The following is a 13,693-nucleotide window of genomic DNA, read 5'->3' as shown; positions in this document are numbered from 1 at the left end:
AAACGACGCGCCCTGCTCCATTTTTCCCTAGGAAACAATAGAGTCAGGGCGCTCTCGCCTGGCGAGGTTTGAGACTTACAGGTCCAGCAACAGACGGGCCGGATCTTCCAGCGCTTCTTTCATCGCTACCAGGGCCAGCACCGCTTCACGACCATCGATGATACGGTGATCATAAGACATTGCCAGGTAGTTCATCGGACGGATCACGATCTGGCCGTTTTCAACCACCGCGCGGTCCTTGGTCGCATGCACGCCCAGGATTGCCGACTGCGGCGGGTTGATGATCGGCGTCGACAGCATGGAACCGAAAGTGCCGCCGTTCGAGATCGAGAAAGTACCGCCGGTCAGGTCGTCCAGCGTCAGCTTGCCGTCCTTGGCCTTGGCGCCGAATTCGCCGATTTTCTTTTCGATGTCGGCGATCGACATCTGGTCGGCATCGCGCAATACCGGCACTACCAGGCCGCGTGGTGAACCGACTGCGATGCCGATGTCGAAATAACCGTGGTAGACGATGTCGTTGCCATCCACCGAGGCATTGACGATCGGGTATTTCTTCAGCGCCGCAACCGCAGCCTTGACGAAGAACGACATGAAACCCAGCTTGACGCCGTGTTCTTTTTCGAACTTGTCCTTGTACTTGGTGCGCAGGTCCATCACCGGCTGCATGTTGACTTCATTGAATGTCGTCAGGATGGCGTTGGTCGATTGCGACTGCACCAGGCGCTCGGCGATCCGTGCGCGCAGGCGGCTCATCGGCACGCGCTCTTCCGGACGGTCGTCCAGGTTGGCCTTGGTCGGCGCTGCGACTTGCTGCAGAGCCGGCTTGGCTGGAGCGGCTGCCAGCGGCGCCGGCGCGGCCGGCTTGTTGGCGATGGCGCCCAGGGCGTCGCCCTTGGTGACACGGCCGTCCTTGCCGCTGCCGTCGACTTGCGCCGCCGACAGGTTGTTTTCCGCCAGCAGTTTTGCCGCGGCAGGCATGGCGATGCCGGCGGCCGATTTCGATTGCAGTTCAGGCGCGGCGACTGGCGTCGGCGCGTTGCCGCTTTGCGGCACCGGCACGGCTGCCACTTCCATCGGGCTGACCTTGGCCGACGCATCGGTATCGATCACGGCGATGATTTCATCCGCCACCACGGTGCTGCCGTCGCCCTTGATCAGCTGGACGATCACGCCGTCCGCCGGCGCCGGCAGTTCGAGCACCACTTTATCTGTTTCGATATCGATCAGGTTCTCGTCGCGCTTGACAGCATCGCCGATTTTTTTATGCCATGTCAACAGGGTCGCTTCAGCAACCGATTCCGACAGCTGCGGAACTTTTACTTCTAGAAGAGCCATTTAATTCTCCGATTCATGTGTATTGCGGGACAGAGTTTAAGAGCCGCCGTAGCGCGGCGAATTACTCTGTCCCCAACTAATTAGATAAGACGCCGATTATTTCGTCAGAACAAAGCCTTTGAGCTTGGAAAATGCCGTATCCAGCAACGCTTTTTGCTGCGCATAGTGCTTGTCGTAGTAACCGACCGCTGGCGATGCGCTGGCTGGACGGCCTGCATAGGCAAGCTTCTGGCCTTCGTCCAGGTTTTCAAAAATGTTGTGCTGGATCTGCAGCCATGCGCCCTGGTTCTGCGGCTCATCCTGGGTCCATACCAGCTCGTTGAAGTTAGGGAACTGCTTCAACTCGGCAGCAAACGCCTTGTGCGGGAATGGATACAGTTGCTCCAGGCGGATAATTGCAACGTCGGTCTGGCCGCGTTCCTTGCGGGCGTTGACCAGGTCGTAATACACCTTGCCGGAGCAGGCGATGACGCGCTTGACCTTTTTAGGATCGATCTTGTCGTCGACTTCGCCGATCACGGTCTGGAAGCTGCCCTTGGTGAAGTCGGACAACGGCGAACCGGCATCCTTGTTACGCAACAGCGATTTCGGCGTCATGATCACCAGCGGCTTGCGGAACAGGCGGATCATCTGGCGGCGCAGCAGATGGAAAATCTGCGCTGCGGTAGTCGGCTGCACCACTTGCATGTTGTTGTCTGCGCACAGTTGCAGGTAACGTTCCAGGCGGGCCGACGAGTGTTCCGGGCCCTGGCCTTCGTAACCGTGCGGCAGCATCATGACCAGGCCGGAAGCACGGCCCCATTTCACTTCGCCGGAGCTGATGAACTGGTCGATCACGACTTGCGCGCCGTTGGCGAAGTCGCCGAACTGGGCTTCCCAGATGGTCAGCGTGTTTGGCTCTGCGGTGGAATAACCGTATTCGAAACCAAGCACCGCTTCTTCCGACAAGACCGAGTCGATCACCTTGAACGGCGCTTGCTGGTCGGAGACGTTTTGCAGCGGAATATAGCTGCCGGCATCCCAACGCTCACGGTTCTGGTCATGCAGCACCGCGTGGCGATGGACGAAAGTGCCGCGGCCGGCGTCCTGGCCGGTCAGGCGGATCGCATAACCCGACGATACCAGCGACGCGTAGGCCAGGTGCTCGCCCATGCCCCAGTCGAGGTTGAGCTCGCCGCGGCCCATGGCGGCGCGGTCGTTCAGCACCTTTTCGACCAGCGCGTGGACCTTGAAGTTTTCCGGCACGGTAGTGATGCGTGCGGCCAGGCGCTTCAGTTCAGTCACCGGCACCGAAGTGTCGGCGGCGTCGGTCCACTTGCGGTTCAGGAACGGCAGCCAGTCGACTGCGTATTTGCTCTTGAAGTTGGTGATGACCGGATCGATGGTGTGCTTGCCGGCATCCATCGCATCGCGGAAGGCCTTGACCATGGCGTCGCCATCGTCAGTGCCGATCGTGCCTTGCGCCACCAGCTTGTCCGCGTACAGCTTGCGGGTGCCTGGATGCTGGCCGATCTTCTTGTACATCAGCGGCTGGGTCAGCGCCGGCGTGTCTTGCTCGTTGTGGCCCAGTTTGCGGAAGCAGATGATATCGACCACGATATCTTTCTTGAATTCGATGCGGTAGTCGAGCGCGATCTGGGTCGCGTACACCACCGCTTCAGGATCGTCGCCGTTGACGTGCAGCACCGGCGCTTCGATCATCTTGACCACGTCCGAGCAGTACAGGGTGGAACGCGAATCGCGCGGATCGGAAGTGGTGAAGCCGATCTGGTTGTTGATCACGATATGCACCGTGCCGCCTGTACCGTAGCCGCGGGTCTGCGCCAGGTTCAGGGTTTCCATCACCACGCCTTGGCCGGCGAATGCAGCGTCGCCGTGCACCAGGATCGGCAGCACTTGCGAACCGTCGGCGTCGCCGCGGCGTTCCATACGGGCCTTGACCGAACCTTCGACCACCGGATTGACGATTTCCAGGTGCGACGGGTTGAACGCCAGCGACAGATGCACCGGGCCGCCCGGGCTGGTGATGTCGGACGAGAAACCCTGGTGGTACTTGACGTCGCCGGCCGGCAGGTCGTCGGCGTGCTTGCCTTCGAATTCGGCGAACAGTTCCTGCGGCATCTTGCCCAGGGTGTTGACCAGCACGTTCAGGCGGCCGCGGTGGGCCATGCCGATGACGATTTCCTGGATGCCCTTTTCGCCGGCGCGCTGGATGGTTTCATCCAGCGACACGATGAAGCTTTCGCCGCCTTCCAGCGAGAAACGCTTCTGGCCGACATAACGGGTATGCAGGTAGCGTTCCAGGCCTTCGGCCGCGGTCAGGCGGTCGAGGATGTGCTTTTTCTTCTCGGCGGTGAACACCGGCGCCGAACGGGTCGACTCCAGGCGCTCTTGCATCCAGCGCTTTTCGGTCGGGTCGCTGATGTACATGTATTCGGTGCCGATGGAACGGCAGTACGTGTCGCGCAGCGAATTCAGCAGGTCGCGCAGCGTAGCGGTTTCGGTACCGAAGTAGGTGTTGCTGATGTTGAACACGATGTCCATGTCGGCATCGGTGAAACCGTAGAAACTTGGTTCCAGTTCAGGCAGTACGGCGCGTTCCTGGCGTTGCAGCGGGTCCAGGTTGGCCCAGCGTGAGCCGAGGTAACGGTAGGCAGCAATCAATTGCGTTGCGGCAACGCGTTTGCGGCCCATTTCAGCGTCGGCCGAAGCGGAGATGGTGCGGATAGGACCGTGTTTGGCGCGCTCGGCGAACGAGGCGATGACGGAAGCGTGGCCTACGTCAGGCTTGTCGGAGCCGTCGACGGCGGGTACGTGCTGCATGGCGTCGAAATAAGCACGCCAGTTGTCGGCAACTGAACCGGGATTGTCGAGGTAAGACTCGTACAGCTCTTCAATGTACGGTGCATTACCTCCGAAGAGATAAGAATTAGAGCGGTATTGTTGCATCATCTTGCTCACCTTTCTTCGCGTTTCGCGAGATTAGCGGGTTAACATAACCTTCCGCGACACGGCCTGACCGGTTAGCGGATTGCACATCAAGTTGTGGGGAAGGGCTCTATTGCTATGTGTTCTTTGCTACAACTGCTTTTTTCTAAATTCGGGTGCTGCCTGCCCTTCAAAACACGTTCACCACATGTTTTTGCTACCGTTTTTCACTGCTTCTGGCCGCATAACACAGCACAGAACAAGAGCATAGCATAACCTGCATAAATGCAAACAGCGAATCCTCGGATTCGCTGTTTTTGTGTTGCTATTACCTGCTCATGCCCGGCTTAGCCGCGCTTTTCGATCGGCGGCACGTCGCGGGTCTTGGAACCGACGAACAGCTGGCGCGGACGGCCGATTTTCTGCTCTGGATCGGAAATCATTTCATTCCATTGCGCGATCCAGCCTACGGTGCGCGCCATGGCGAAGATACCGGTGAACAGCGAAGTCGGGATGCCCAGCGCCGACTGCACGATGCCGGAGTAGAAGTCGACGTTCGGATAGAGCTTGCGGGAAACGAAGTATTCGTCTTCCAGCGCGACTTTTTCCAGCGCCATCGCCAGCTTGAACAATGGGTCGTCGTGCAGGCCCAGTTCGTTCAGCACTTCGTAGCAGGTTTCACGCATCAGCTTGGCGCGCGGGTCGAAATTCTTGTAGACGCGGTGACCGAAGCCCATCAGCTTGACGCCGGAGTTCTTGTCCTTCACTTGGGCGATGAACTCAGGGATCTTGTCGACCGTGCCGATTTCCTTCAGCATGTTGAGCGCTGCTTCGTTGGCGCCGCCGTGGGCAGGGCCCCACAGGCAGGCGATGCCGGCGGCGATACAGGCGAACGGATTGGCGCCGCTGGAACCGGCCAGGCGCACGGTCGAAGTCGACGCGTTCTGCTCGTGGTCGGCGTGCAGGGTCAGGATGCGGTCCAGAGCGCGCACCAGCACGTCGTTGACCTTGTACTCTTCGCATGGCGTCGAGAACATCATGTGCATGAAGTTGGCGCTGTACGACAGTTCGTTGCGCGGGTAGACGAACGGCTGGCCGACGTTGTACTTGTACGCCATGGCGACCAGGGTCGGCAGTTTGGCGATCAGGCGGATAGCCGATACTTCGCGGTGGCGCGGGTCGGTGATGTCCAGCGAGTCATGGTAGAACGACGACAAGGCGCCGACGGTGCCGACCAGCACGGCCATCGGATGTGCGTCGCGGCGGAAACCGCGGAAGAAGAATTGCATTTGCTCGTGCACCATGGTGTGCTGGGTCACGGTAGCGTCGAATTTTTCCTTTTCGGCCGCGGTAGGCAGTTCGCCGTTCAGCAGCAGGTAGCAGGTTTCCAGGAAGTCGCAATTGACTGCCAGCTGCTCGATCGGGTAGCCGCGATACAGCAGTTCGCCCTTGTCGCCGTCGATGTAGGTGATCGACGAATTGCAGGCCGCGGTCGACATGAAACCCGGATCGTAAGTGAATTTGCCGGTAGCGCCGTACAGCTTGCGGATATCGATGACTTCAGGGCCGACGGTACCCTTGTAAATAGGAAATTCTACGGATGGACTGCCATCGGAAAACGATAGCGTGGCTTTTGTATCAGCGGTGGTCATGGCTCTTCCCTCAATCAAAAGGTGACTCTAAATCAAAAAAACAAAAGACGCGCCTGCAAGCTGGCCAACCTCTTCCGCGGCCGTCGCCGCCAGCGAAGATATAGTCTTAGGCAGTGCGTATTCTGGCTAACAGGGCATGCACTTGCGGCAAATCCAGCAAGCCGTCCGGTTCTTTACGGACCAGCAGCAAATCCATTAGTTCATTGTCGGACAGGTCCATCAAACGCGAAAAAGCGTCGACATCGTCGTCCGTCATGCTGGCTTCGTTTGCATCCAGGAAACGAGTGAGTATCAGGTCGTTTTCAAGCAGTCCGCGGCGCGCACGCCAGCGCAGGCGGGCTCGGTTGGCAGGATCGGCTTGATGGATGATGGACATGGAAACCACTTATTCTATTTGATATCGCCATTCGGCGCTTTCGACGAACAGTTCTAAAACTGCTGCAACTGCCAGGGCGGGAAACTCGGGAGTCTCGCCGCCCTGCTTACTCGCTTTTATACCGCGCGGCGAACCATCAGCTCTTTGATCTTGCCGATCGCTGCATTAGGGTTCAGGCCCTTCGGACAGACGTCGACGCAGTTCATGATCGAACGGCAGCGGAACAGGCGATACGGATCTTCCAGGTTGTCCAGGCGCGCGCCGGTGGCTTCGTCGCGGCTGTCGGCGATGAAGCGGTAGGCTTGCAGCAGGCCGGCCGGGCCGACGAACTTGTCCGGATTCCACCAGAACGACGGGCAGGAAGTCGAACAGCATGCGCACAGGATGCACTCGTACAGGCCATCGAGCTCTTCGCGCTGTTCCGGCGTTTGCAGGCGTTCTTTTTCCGGCGGGATGTTGTCGTTGATCAGGAACGGCTTGATCGACTCGTACTGCTTGAAGAACTGCGTCATGTCGACGATCAGGTCGCGGATCACCGGCAAGCCTGGCAGCGGCTTGAGGACGATAGGCTCGGTCAGCTCGTTGAGGTTGGTGGTGCAGGCCAGGCCGTTCTTGCCGTTGATGTTCATGGCGTCGGAACCGCACACGCCTTCGCGGCAGGAGCGTCGCAGCGCCAGCGAATCGTCGACGTCGGCCTTGATGCGCTGCAGAGCATCCAGCAGCATCTTGTCGGTCGGCAGCAGCTCCACTGTCAGGTCCTGCATGTAAGGCTTGGCGTCCTTATCGGGATCGTAACGGTAGATTTTGAATTTCAAAGTACGTGATGACATGGCTATACCTTTTTATTAATTGCGCGGCAGGGTTATCGAGCACCGCCCTGCCGCGGCAAATCAGAATGTGCGTGGCTTTGGCTTGAACGTATCAACTGTCAGCGGTTTGGTGATCACTGGCTTGTAGTCGAGACGATTACCTTCGGAGTACCACAAGGTATGCTTCATCCAGTTTTCGTCATCACGCTTTTCATAATCGCGATGCGCATGTGCGCCGCGCGATTCTTTACGAGCTGCAGCCGAGGTAATGGTGGCCTTGGCGGTTTCGATCAGGTTGTCCAGTTCCAGCGCTTCGACACGTGCGGTGTTGAAGACCTTGGACTTGTCCTTGAACGATACATGCTTGCGCCGCTCGTCCAGCACCATGATTTCCTTGTAGCCTTGCTGCAGCAGCTCGTCGGTACGGAACACGCCGCAATAGTGCTGCATGGTCTTGCGGATATCGCCGGCCACGTCTTGCACGCGCTCGGAACCGGTGCTGGTTTCCAGCTTGGCCAGACGCGCCAGGGCGACGTCGGCCGCATCTGCCGGCAAGGCCTTGTTGCTGCGCTCCTTGAGCTTGCTGTCGACGATGTGGTTACCGGCCGCACGGCCGAACACCACCAGGTCCAACAGCGAGTTGGTGCCGAGGCGGTTGGCGCCGTGCACCGAGACGCAGGCGCATTCGCCGATCGCGTACAAGCCGTTGACCACTGCGTTCGGGATGCCGTTCTTCGGCACCACAACTTGGCCATAGACGTTGGTAGGAATACCGCCCATTTGATAATGGATGGTAGGCACGACCGGGATCGGCTCTTTCAGAGCGTCAACGTTAGCGAACTTGTGGCCGATTTCCAGGATCGAAGGCAGGCGCTTCATGATGGTTTCGGCGCCGATGTGGCGCAGGTCCAGCATCACGTGATCCTTGTGCGGACCGCAGCCGCGGCCTTCCTTGATTTCCTGGTCCATCGAACGCGATACGAAGTCGCGCGGGGCCAGATCCTTCAAGGTCGGCGCATAGCGTTCCATGAAACGTTCGCCGTTGGCGTTGATCAGGATACCGCCCTCGCCGCGCACGCCTTCGGTGATCAGCACGCCCGCGCCGGCCACGCCGGTCGGGTGGAACTGCCAGAATTCCATGTCTTCCAGCGGCAAACCTGCGCGCGCCGCCATGCCCATGCCGTCGCCGGTATTGATGAAGGCATTGGTCGAAGCCGCCCAGATGCGCCCTGCACCGCCGGTTGCCATGACCGTGGTCTTGGCTTCCAGGATCATGACTTCGCCGGTTTCCATTTCCAGCGCCACGACGCCGATGACATCGCCTTCAGCATCGCGCACCAGGTCGATCGCCATCCACTCGACGAAGAAGTGGGTCTTGGCGCGCACGTTGCGCTGATACAGCGTATGCAGCAGCGCATGGCCGGTACGGTCGGCAGCGGCGCAGGCGCGCGCTACCGGCTTTTCGCCGAAGTTGGCCGAGTGGCCGCCGAACGGACGCTGGTAAATGGTGCCGTCGGCGTTACGGTCGAACGGCATGCCGAAGTGCTCCAGCTCATACACGGCCTTTGGTGCTTCACGGCACATGAACTCGATTGCATCCTGGTCGCCCAGGTAATCGGAGCCCTTGACGGTGTCAAACATGTGCCAGTACCAGCTGTCCTCGGACATGTTGCCCAGCGAAGCGCCGATGCCGCCCTGCGCCGCCACGGTGTGCGAACGGGTAGGAAACACTTTCGACAATACTGCAACGTTCAAACCAGCTTCCGCCAACTGCAGCGAAGCACGCATACCGGAACCACCGGCCCCAACGATTACCGCATCAAAGCGGCGTGTAGGAATTGTGGATTTGATTGCTGACACGATTACACTCTCCACAAAATCTGCGCCGCCCATCCGGCACAACCGACCAACCACAGGATTGTGGCAACTTGCAAGACCAGGCGCACGGCAACCGGCTTGACATAATCCATCCAGACATCACGCACGCCGATCCAGGCGTGGAAAAACAGCGCCATCAGCGTCACGAATGTCGCGAGCTTGAACCACTGATGCGAAAACAGCCCAGCCCAGCCGTCATAGCTGAAGTTGCTGGCTGTGAGGAAAGAAACCAGGAGGATGACGGTGTAGACCGCCATGACCACTGCTGTAACGCGCTGCGCCAGCCAGTCGCGCAAACCGTAATGGGCCCCTACTACCAGGCGCTTAGGACCGATATTCGCGCCAATATTGTTGTCAGCCATCAGAATGCTCCGAACAGTTTCAATGCAACGATCAGCGCCAGCGGCACGCTGACGATCAGGACACCGGCAGCCGATTTGCGCGCGCTATCCTTGGTCAGGCCGATGTGGTTATCCATGACGAGGTGGCGGATGCCGGCGCAGAAGTGGTGCAGGTAAGCCCAGGACAGGGCCAGGATGACAAGCTTTACGAACCAGTTCGACGTAAAGCCTTTGAAGTATTCGAAAGAACTTTCAGATACCAGGCTTTTATCCAGCAAGAACAAGATAAAAGGCAAGAGCAAAAACATCAACAAGCCACTAATGCGATGCAAAATCGAAATAATGCCTGCCAGCGGCAAGCGGTAACCGACAATTTGAGTAATGTTTATATTACGAAACTGTGGCCGATTGGGTTTCGCGGCTTCGGACATAACAGGGTTCTCCTCAGTTTAAAAATTTGCGACTAAAGCGCAATCCCGCAATTTTCGCCGATTTTTGTGCAGCACACCAATAGTTATTATTCAATACTGCAAATAATCACCGGCGCCATCCTGGTGCTTTGCCATTTTGCCACCAGTCGTCGGCATCGACCGGGAGCTGGCGCGTCACTCTTACTCAGCTCAGCTCGCTCAGTTCAGCTCGTTCTGGTAGTGATGACGATTGGTCACATACAAGCCGCGCCGCACTTCTACCGGCTTATCGCCATAGGTGAAAGAGACGCGCTCCACGCACAACAAAGGCGACGATTTTTCCACCGCCAGCAACTGCGCCGCATCGGCGTCGGCGCTGGCGGCGCGGATCTGCTCGGTGGCACGGATCATGCGCGTGCCGAATTCGGTTTCAAACAGGCCGTACATCGGCCCCTTGTATTCCACCAGGCGCTCCAGCGTCAGGGCCTTGAACAGCGCGCCCGGCAGCCACAGCTCTTCGAGTATGGTCGGCACGCCGTCGAACGCCATGACGCGCTTGACATACACCGCCGAGTCGCCCGATTTCATGCCCAGCAGGCGCGCAATTTCCGCCGGCGCGCGCAGGCGCTTCAGTTCGATGACTTTTTTATCGGTAACTTGCGGCTGGTCGCTGTCCGGCATCAGGCGCAGGAAGCGGAACTGCGAACGCGCTTCGTGATGGGTGGCGACAAACGTGCCCTTGCCCTGGCGCCGGACCAGCAGGTTTTCCGCGGCCAGCTCGTCGATCGCCTTGCGCACCGTGCCCTGGCTGACCTTGAAACGGTTGCCGAGCTCGACTTCGCTAGGGATCAGTTCGCCCGGCTTCCATTCGCCGGATTGCAGGCGCTGCATGATCAGCGCCTTGATTTGCTGGTAGAGGGGACTGAAGGTCGGGGACGATGCCGAGGGAGATGCAGGAACAGCAGCGCTCTGGCCGGCGGGGTCACTGCTCACATTGGACGGGATGGAACTCATAAGCTCAGATTTCACCATAAAACACCCATTGTCGTCCAGCAAAAAATGCGCAATGATATGTCTTATATAAGACATAAGATATTGATTGACATACCATGTTGCCAAGCCTAAACTCGCGGGCATAAGCACTAATTGACGGCTGGCGCCGCGCTCAGATCGCGTTTCATGCAAGAGATGCAAGCCGTGAATTCCGGCTCCCGCTCAAAGCGAAACAAACTGACGCACACGGCTTTCGCCGGTATCATTAGAGGCTGCGCAGCATCGCTACGATAGATATATTACGCAAACGTACCAACAGACATCGCTTTTCTACCACCTCTCTGGAGATTCAACATGGCTAAGTCCCCTCTGCGCGTTGCCGTTACCGGCGCCGCTGGTCAAATCGGTTATTCCCTCCTGTTCCGCATCGCCAACGGCGACCTGCTCGGCAAAGATCAACCAGTCATTTTGCAACTGCTGGAAATCCCTGACGAAAAAGCACAAAAAGCGCTCAAGGGTGTGATCATGGAAGTCGACGATTGCGCCTTCCCGCTGCTGGCCGGCATCACTGCCCACAGCGATCCGCTGACTGCATTCAAGGATGTCGACGTCGCCCTGCTGGTCGGCGCCCGTCCGCGCGGCCCAGGCATGGAACGCAAAGACCTGCTGGAAGCCAACGCCCAGATCTTCACGGTGCAAGGCAAGGCGCTGGACGCTGTCGCTTCGCGCAATGTCAAGGTGCTGGTGGTCGGCAATCCAGCCAACACCAATGCTTACATCGCCATGAAATCGGCGCCTAACCTGCCGGCCAAGAACTTCACCGCGATGCTGCGCCTGGACCACAACCGCGCCCTGTCGCAAGTCGCGGCCAAGATCGGCAAGCCGGTCGCCAGCATCGAAAAACTGTTCGTCTGGGGCAACCACTCGCCAACCATGTACGCCGACTATCGCTACGCGACAGCCGACGGCGCATCGGTCAAGGACCTGATCAACGACCAGGTCTGGAACAAGGACGTGTTCCTGCCGACCGTCGGCAAGCGCGGTGCCGCCATCATCGAAGCGCGCGGCCTGTCGTCGGCTGCTTCGGCCGCCAACGCTGCCATCGACCACGTGCGTGACTGGGTGCTCGGCACCAACGGCAAGTGGACCACCATGGGCGTGCCGTCGGACGGTTCCTACGGCATTCCTGAAGGCACCATGTTCGGTTTCCCTGTCACCACTGAAAACGGCGAATACAAAATCGTCCAGGGCCTGGAAATCGACGCCTTCTCGCAAGAGCGCATCAACATCACGCTGAAAGAACTGCAAGAAGAGCGTGACGGCGTGAAACACCTGGTCGGCTAATCCCCTCAGGCACGTACACCCGCAGCACCTGCATGGCAACACAGCCATTGCCATGCAGCGCTTGAATACAGAATTTTTTACCGCCACACCCAACAAAAAGTCGCAATGCATCCTACCCAGGTCTTATTCCTAGGCAAGCAGCAGCCGGTCTCGCTACCGGTCTGCGATCATTACGCCGGCGCTGAAAAGCTCATGCGTAAGTCGGTCGCGCTGCAGCAGGAGCTGGGTCCGGTATTCGACATCACGCTCGACTGCGAAGACGGCGCCAGCGCCGGCAACGAAGCAGCACACGCTCAACTGGTGGCCGCCGTCATCGGCGGCGCCGACAACCGCTTTGAGCGCATCGGGGCGCGCGTGCACGATAGCGGCAGCGCTTTTTTCGAACAAGACGTAGAGATCATCTGCAAAGGCGCGGCGCGCCGGCTGGCTTACCTGATGCTGCCCAAGGCCGAAAGCCTGGCCGAGGTGAGCGCCGCCATCGCCCTGATAGAACACCACAGCAGCCAGGCCGGACGGCAGGCTTTGCCGGTCCATGTACTGATAGAAACCCATGGCGCGCTGGCCGACGTGTTCGCCATCGCCGCCCTGCCGCAGGTGCAGTCGCTGTCGTTCGGCATCATGGATTTTGTTTCGGCGCACTACGGCGCCATTCCCAGCGCAGCGATGCGCTCGCCGGCGCAGTTCAGCCATCCACTGGTCACCCGCGCCAAGCTGGAAATCGCCGCGGCCTGCCATGCGCACGGCAAGGTGCCGTCGCATAACGTCACCACCGACATCAAGGACAGCGCCAGCGTCGCTGCCGATGCCGGTCGCGCAGTCAGCGAATTCGGCTATACCCGCATGTGGAGCATCCATCCGCAGCAGATCAGGCCGATATTGAATGCATTCACCCCGCCGCAGTCCGAGATAGCCGCTGCGGCACAGATCCTGCTTGCGGCCCGGCAGGCAGACTGGGGGCCGATACAACACGAGGGCACGCTGCATGACCGCGCCAGTTACCGTTACTACTGGAGCGTCCTGCAGCGTGCAAAAAACAACGGTGTCGCACTACCTGAAGGCGCAGCAACTTTGTTATAACAGCGCCCCGCAATTACAAGAAAAGCGGGATGCACACGAAATTTATTATGGAGCAATGGAAATGAGAAAGAGTCTGTCTATTTTAGTTTTGCTGTGCGCCGGCCTGGCAGTTGCAGCACCGCAGGTGCAAGCCCAGACCAGCGCCAAGAAAACCGTCAAGAAATCGGCCAAGAAGCCAGCTGCAAAGGCAGCGCCGGCGGAAGTCGACGACGGCGAGGATGAAGGCACGCCGGACGTCAAGACTTCGGTTTCCATCGATTACAAATGCGAGCTCGGCAACAGCCTGACCATTTTCACCAATGCCGAAGACGACAAGCACATTGCACTACGCTGGGGCAAAGCCCTGCACCGCCTTTCGCGCGTGCCGACCACCACCGGCGCCAACCGCTTTGAAAACCGCAAATACGGCCTGCTCTGGATCGGCATCCCGGCCAAGGGCATTTTGCTTGATTCAAAAACAGGACATCAGCTGGCCAACGAATGCAAATCGGCAGAGCAAGAACTGCTGCCGGCCGCTGCGCCTGTCGATCCGGCACATAGCTTGTAATTA

Annotated in this window: 12 protein-coding genes; 3 read left to right on the top strand and 9 right to left on the bottom strand. The window is 58.9% G+C overall.

Features of this window, described 5'->3' with window-relative positions; genetic code table 11:
• Nucleotides 1-75 precede the first annotated feature (75 nt).
• The 9 genes from odhB to CFU_RS09025 all read right to left on the bottom strand — a co-directional run bounded on the left by odhB (nt 76) and on the right by CFU_RS09025 (nt 10,743).
• Nucleotides 76-1,335 carry a 2-oxoglutarate dehydrogenase complex dihydrolipoyllysine-residue succinyltransferase gene (odhB, locus tag CFU_RS09065; RefSeq protein WP_014005739.1) on the bottom strand — a complete coding sequence of 420 codons (1,260 nt, stop codon included), beginning with the start codon at nt 1,333-1,335 and terminating at the stop codon, nt 76-78.
• Nucleotides 1,336-1,431: 96 nt separating this feature from the next.
• A complete protein-coding gene (locus CFU_RS09060; protein WP_041741610.1) occupies nt 1,432-4,287 on the bottom strand; it encodes a 2-oxoglutarate dehydrogenase E1 component in 2,856 nt (951 codons plus the stop codon).
• Nucleotides 4,288-4,610: 323 nt separating this feature from the next.
• The gene (gene gltA, locus CFU_RS09055; RefSeq protein WP_041741609.1) at nt 4,611-5,915 is read right to left on the bottom strand and encodes a citrate synthase; all 1,305 of its coding nucleotides are present in this window, start codon (nt 5,913-5,915) and stop codon (nt 4,611-4,613) included.
• A gap of 106 nt (nt 5,916-6,021) precedes the next feature.
• Nucleotides 6,022-6,291 (bottom strand): succinate dehydrogenase assembly factor 2, encoded by a 270-nt coding sequence (locus CFU_RS09050; protein ID WP_041741607.1) that lies wholly within the window; start codon nt 6,289-6,291, stop codon nt 6,022-6,024.
• A gap of 116 nt (nt 6,292-6,407) precedes the next feature.
• Nucleotides 6,408-7,121, bottom strand: a complete 714-nt coding sequence (locus tag CFU_RS09045) for a succinate dehydrogenase iron-sulfur subunit (protein ID WP_014005735.1) — start codon at nt 7,119-7,121, stop codon at nt 6,408-6,410.
• A 60-nt stretch (nt 7,122-7,181) separates the two neighbouring features.
• A complete protein-coding gene (gene sdhA / locus CFU_RS09040) occupies nt 7,182-8,960 on the bottom strand; it encodes a succinate dehydrogenase flavoprotein subunit (RefSeq protein WP_041743190.1) in 1,779 nt (592 codons plus the stop codon).
• A 2-nt stretch (nt 8,961-8,962) separates the two neighbouring features.
• Complete coding sequence (sdhD, locus tag CFU_RS09035; RefSeq protein ID WP_014005733.1) at nt 8,963-9,340, bottom strand: succinate dehydrogenase, hydrophobic membrane anchor protein; 378 nt, start codon at nt 9,338-9,340, stop codon at nt 8,963-8,965.
• Nucleotides 9,340-9,750 (bottom strand): succinate dehydrogenase, cytochrome b556 subunit, encoded by a 411-nt coding sequence (sdhC, locus tag CFU_RS09030; RefSeq protein ID WP_014005732.1) that lies wholly within the window; start codon nt 9,748-9,750, stop codon nt 9,340-9,342. The genes sdhD and sdhC overlap by 1 nt, the downstream gene beginning before the upstream one ends.
• Before the next feature lie 198 nt (nt 9,751-9,948).
• Nucleotides 9,949-10,743 (bottom strand): GntR family transcriptional regulator, encoded by a 795-nt coding sequence (locus CFU_RS09025; RefSeq protein ID WP_041741605.1) that lies wholly within the window; start codon nt 10,741-10,743, stop codon nt 9,949-9,951.
• A gap of 333 nt (nt 10,744-11,076) precedes the next feature.
• Here CFU_RS09025 and CFU_RS09020 point away from each other — a divergent pair, with 333 nt between their 5' ends.
• The 3 genes from CFU_RS09020 to CFU_RS09010 all read left to right on the top strand — a co-directional run bounded on the left by CFU_RS09020 (nt 11,077) and on the right by CFU_RS09010 (nt 13,690).
• Nucleotides 11,077-12,066 carry a malate dehydrogenase gene (locus CFU_RS09020; RefSeq protein WP_014005729.1) on the top strand — a complete coding sequence of 330 codons (990 nt, stop codon included), beginning with the start codon at nt 11,077-11,079 and terminating at the stop codon, nt 12,064-12,066.
• Between the two features lie 105 nt (nt 12,067-12,171).
• Nucleotides 12,172-13,143: an HpcH/HpaI aldolase/citrate lyase family protein gene (locus tag CFU_RS09015; RefSeq protein ID WP_014005728.1), complete on the top strand. Its 972-nt coding sequence runs from the start codon at nt 12,172-12,174 to the stop codon at nt 13,141-13,143.
• Between the two features lie 61 nt (nt 13,144-13,204).
• A complete protein-coding gene (locus tag CFU_RS09010; RefSeq protein WP_041743189.1) occupies nt 13,205-13,690 on the top strand; it encodes a hypothetical protein in 486 nt (161 codons plus the stop codon).
• Nucleotides 13,691-13,693 lie beyond the last annotated feature (3 nt).

The organism is Collimonas fungivorans Ter331 (assembly GCF_000221045.1).
GTDB lineage: Bacteria > Pseudomonadota > Gammaproteobacteria > Burkholderiales > Burkholderiaceae_D > Collimonas > Collimonas fungivorans_A.
This window is presented reverse-complemented; position numbering and strand designations above follow the sequence as displayed.

What these genes read in the sequence shown, in the direction of transcription:
- sdhC (WP_014005732.1), bottom strand. Translation starts at nt 9,750, where the DNA reads ATGTCCGAAGCCGCGAAACCCAATCGGCCACAGTTTCGTAATATAAAC.
- CFU_RS09045 (WP_014005735.1), bottom strand. Translation starts at nt 7,121, where the DNA reads ATGTCATCACGTACTTTGAAATTCAAAATCTACCGTTACGATCCCGAT.
- CFU_RS09050 (WP_041741607.1), bottom strand. Translation starts at nt 6,291, where the DNA reads ATGTCCATCATCCATCAAGCCGATCCTGCCAACCGAGCCCGCCTGCGC.
- CFU_RS09020 (WP_014005729.1), top strand. Translation starts at nt 11,077, where the DNA reads ATGGCTAAGTCCCCTCTGCGCGTTGCCGTTACCGGCGCCGCTGGTCAA.
- CFU_RS09015 (WP_014005728.1), top strand. Translation starts at nt 12,172, where the DNA reads ATGCATCCTACCCAGGTCTTATTCCTAGGCAAGCAGCAGCCGGTCTCG.
- sdhD (WP_014005733.1), bottom strand. Translation starts at nt 9,340, where the DNA reads ATGGCTGACAACAATATTGGCGCGAATATCGGTCCTAAGCGCCTGGTA.
- CFU_RS09025 (WP_041741605.1), bottom strand. Translation starts at nt 10,743, where the DNA reads ATGAGTTCCATCCCGTCCAATGTGAGCAGTGACCCCGCCGGCCAGAGC.
- gltA (WP_041741609.1), bottom strand. Translation starts at nt 5,915, where the DNA reads ATGACCACCGCTGATACAAAAGCCACGCTATCGTTTTCCGATGGCAGT.
- CFU_RS09060 (WP_041741610.1), bottom strand. Translation starts at nt 4,287, where the DNA reads ATGATGCAACAATACCGCTCTAATTCTTATCTCTTCGGAGGTAATGCA.
- CFU_RS09010 (WP_041743189.1), top strand. Translation starts at nt 13,205, where the DNA reads ATGAGAAAGAGTCTGTCTATTTTAGTTTTGCTGTGCGCCGGCCTGGCA.
- odhB (WP_014005739.1), bottom strand. Translation starts at nt 1,335, where the DNA reads ATGGCTCTTCTAGAAGTAAAAGTTCCGCAGCTGTCGGAATCGGTTGCT.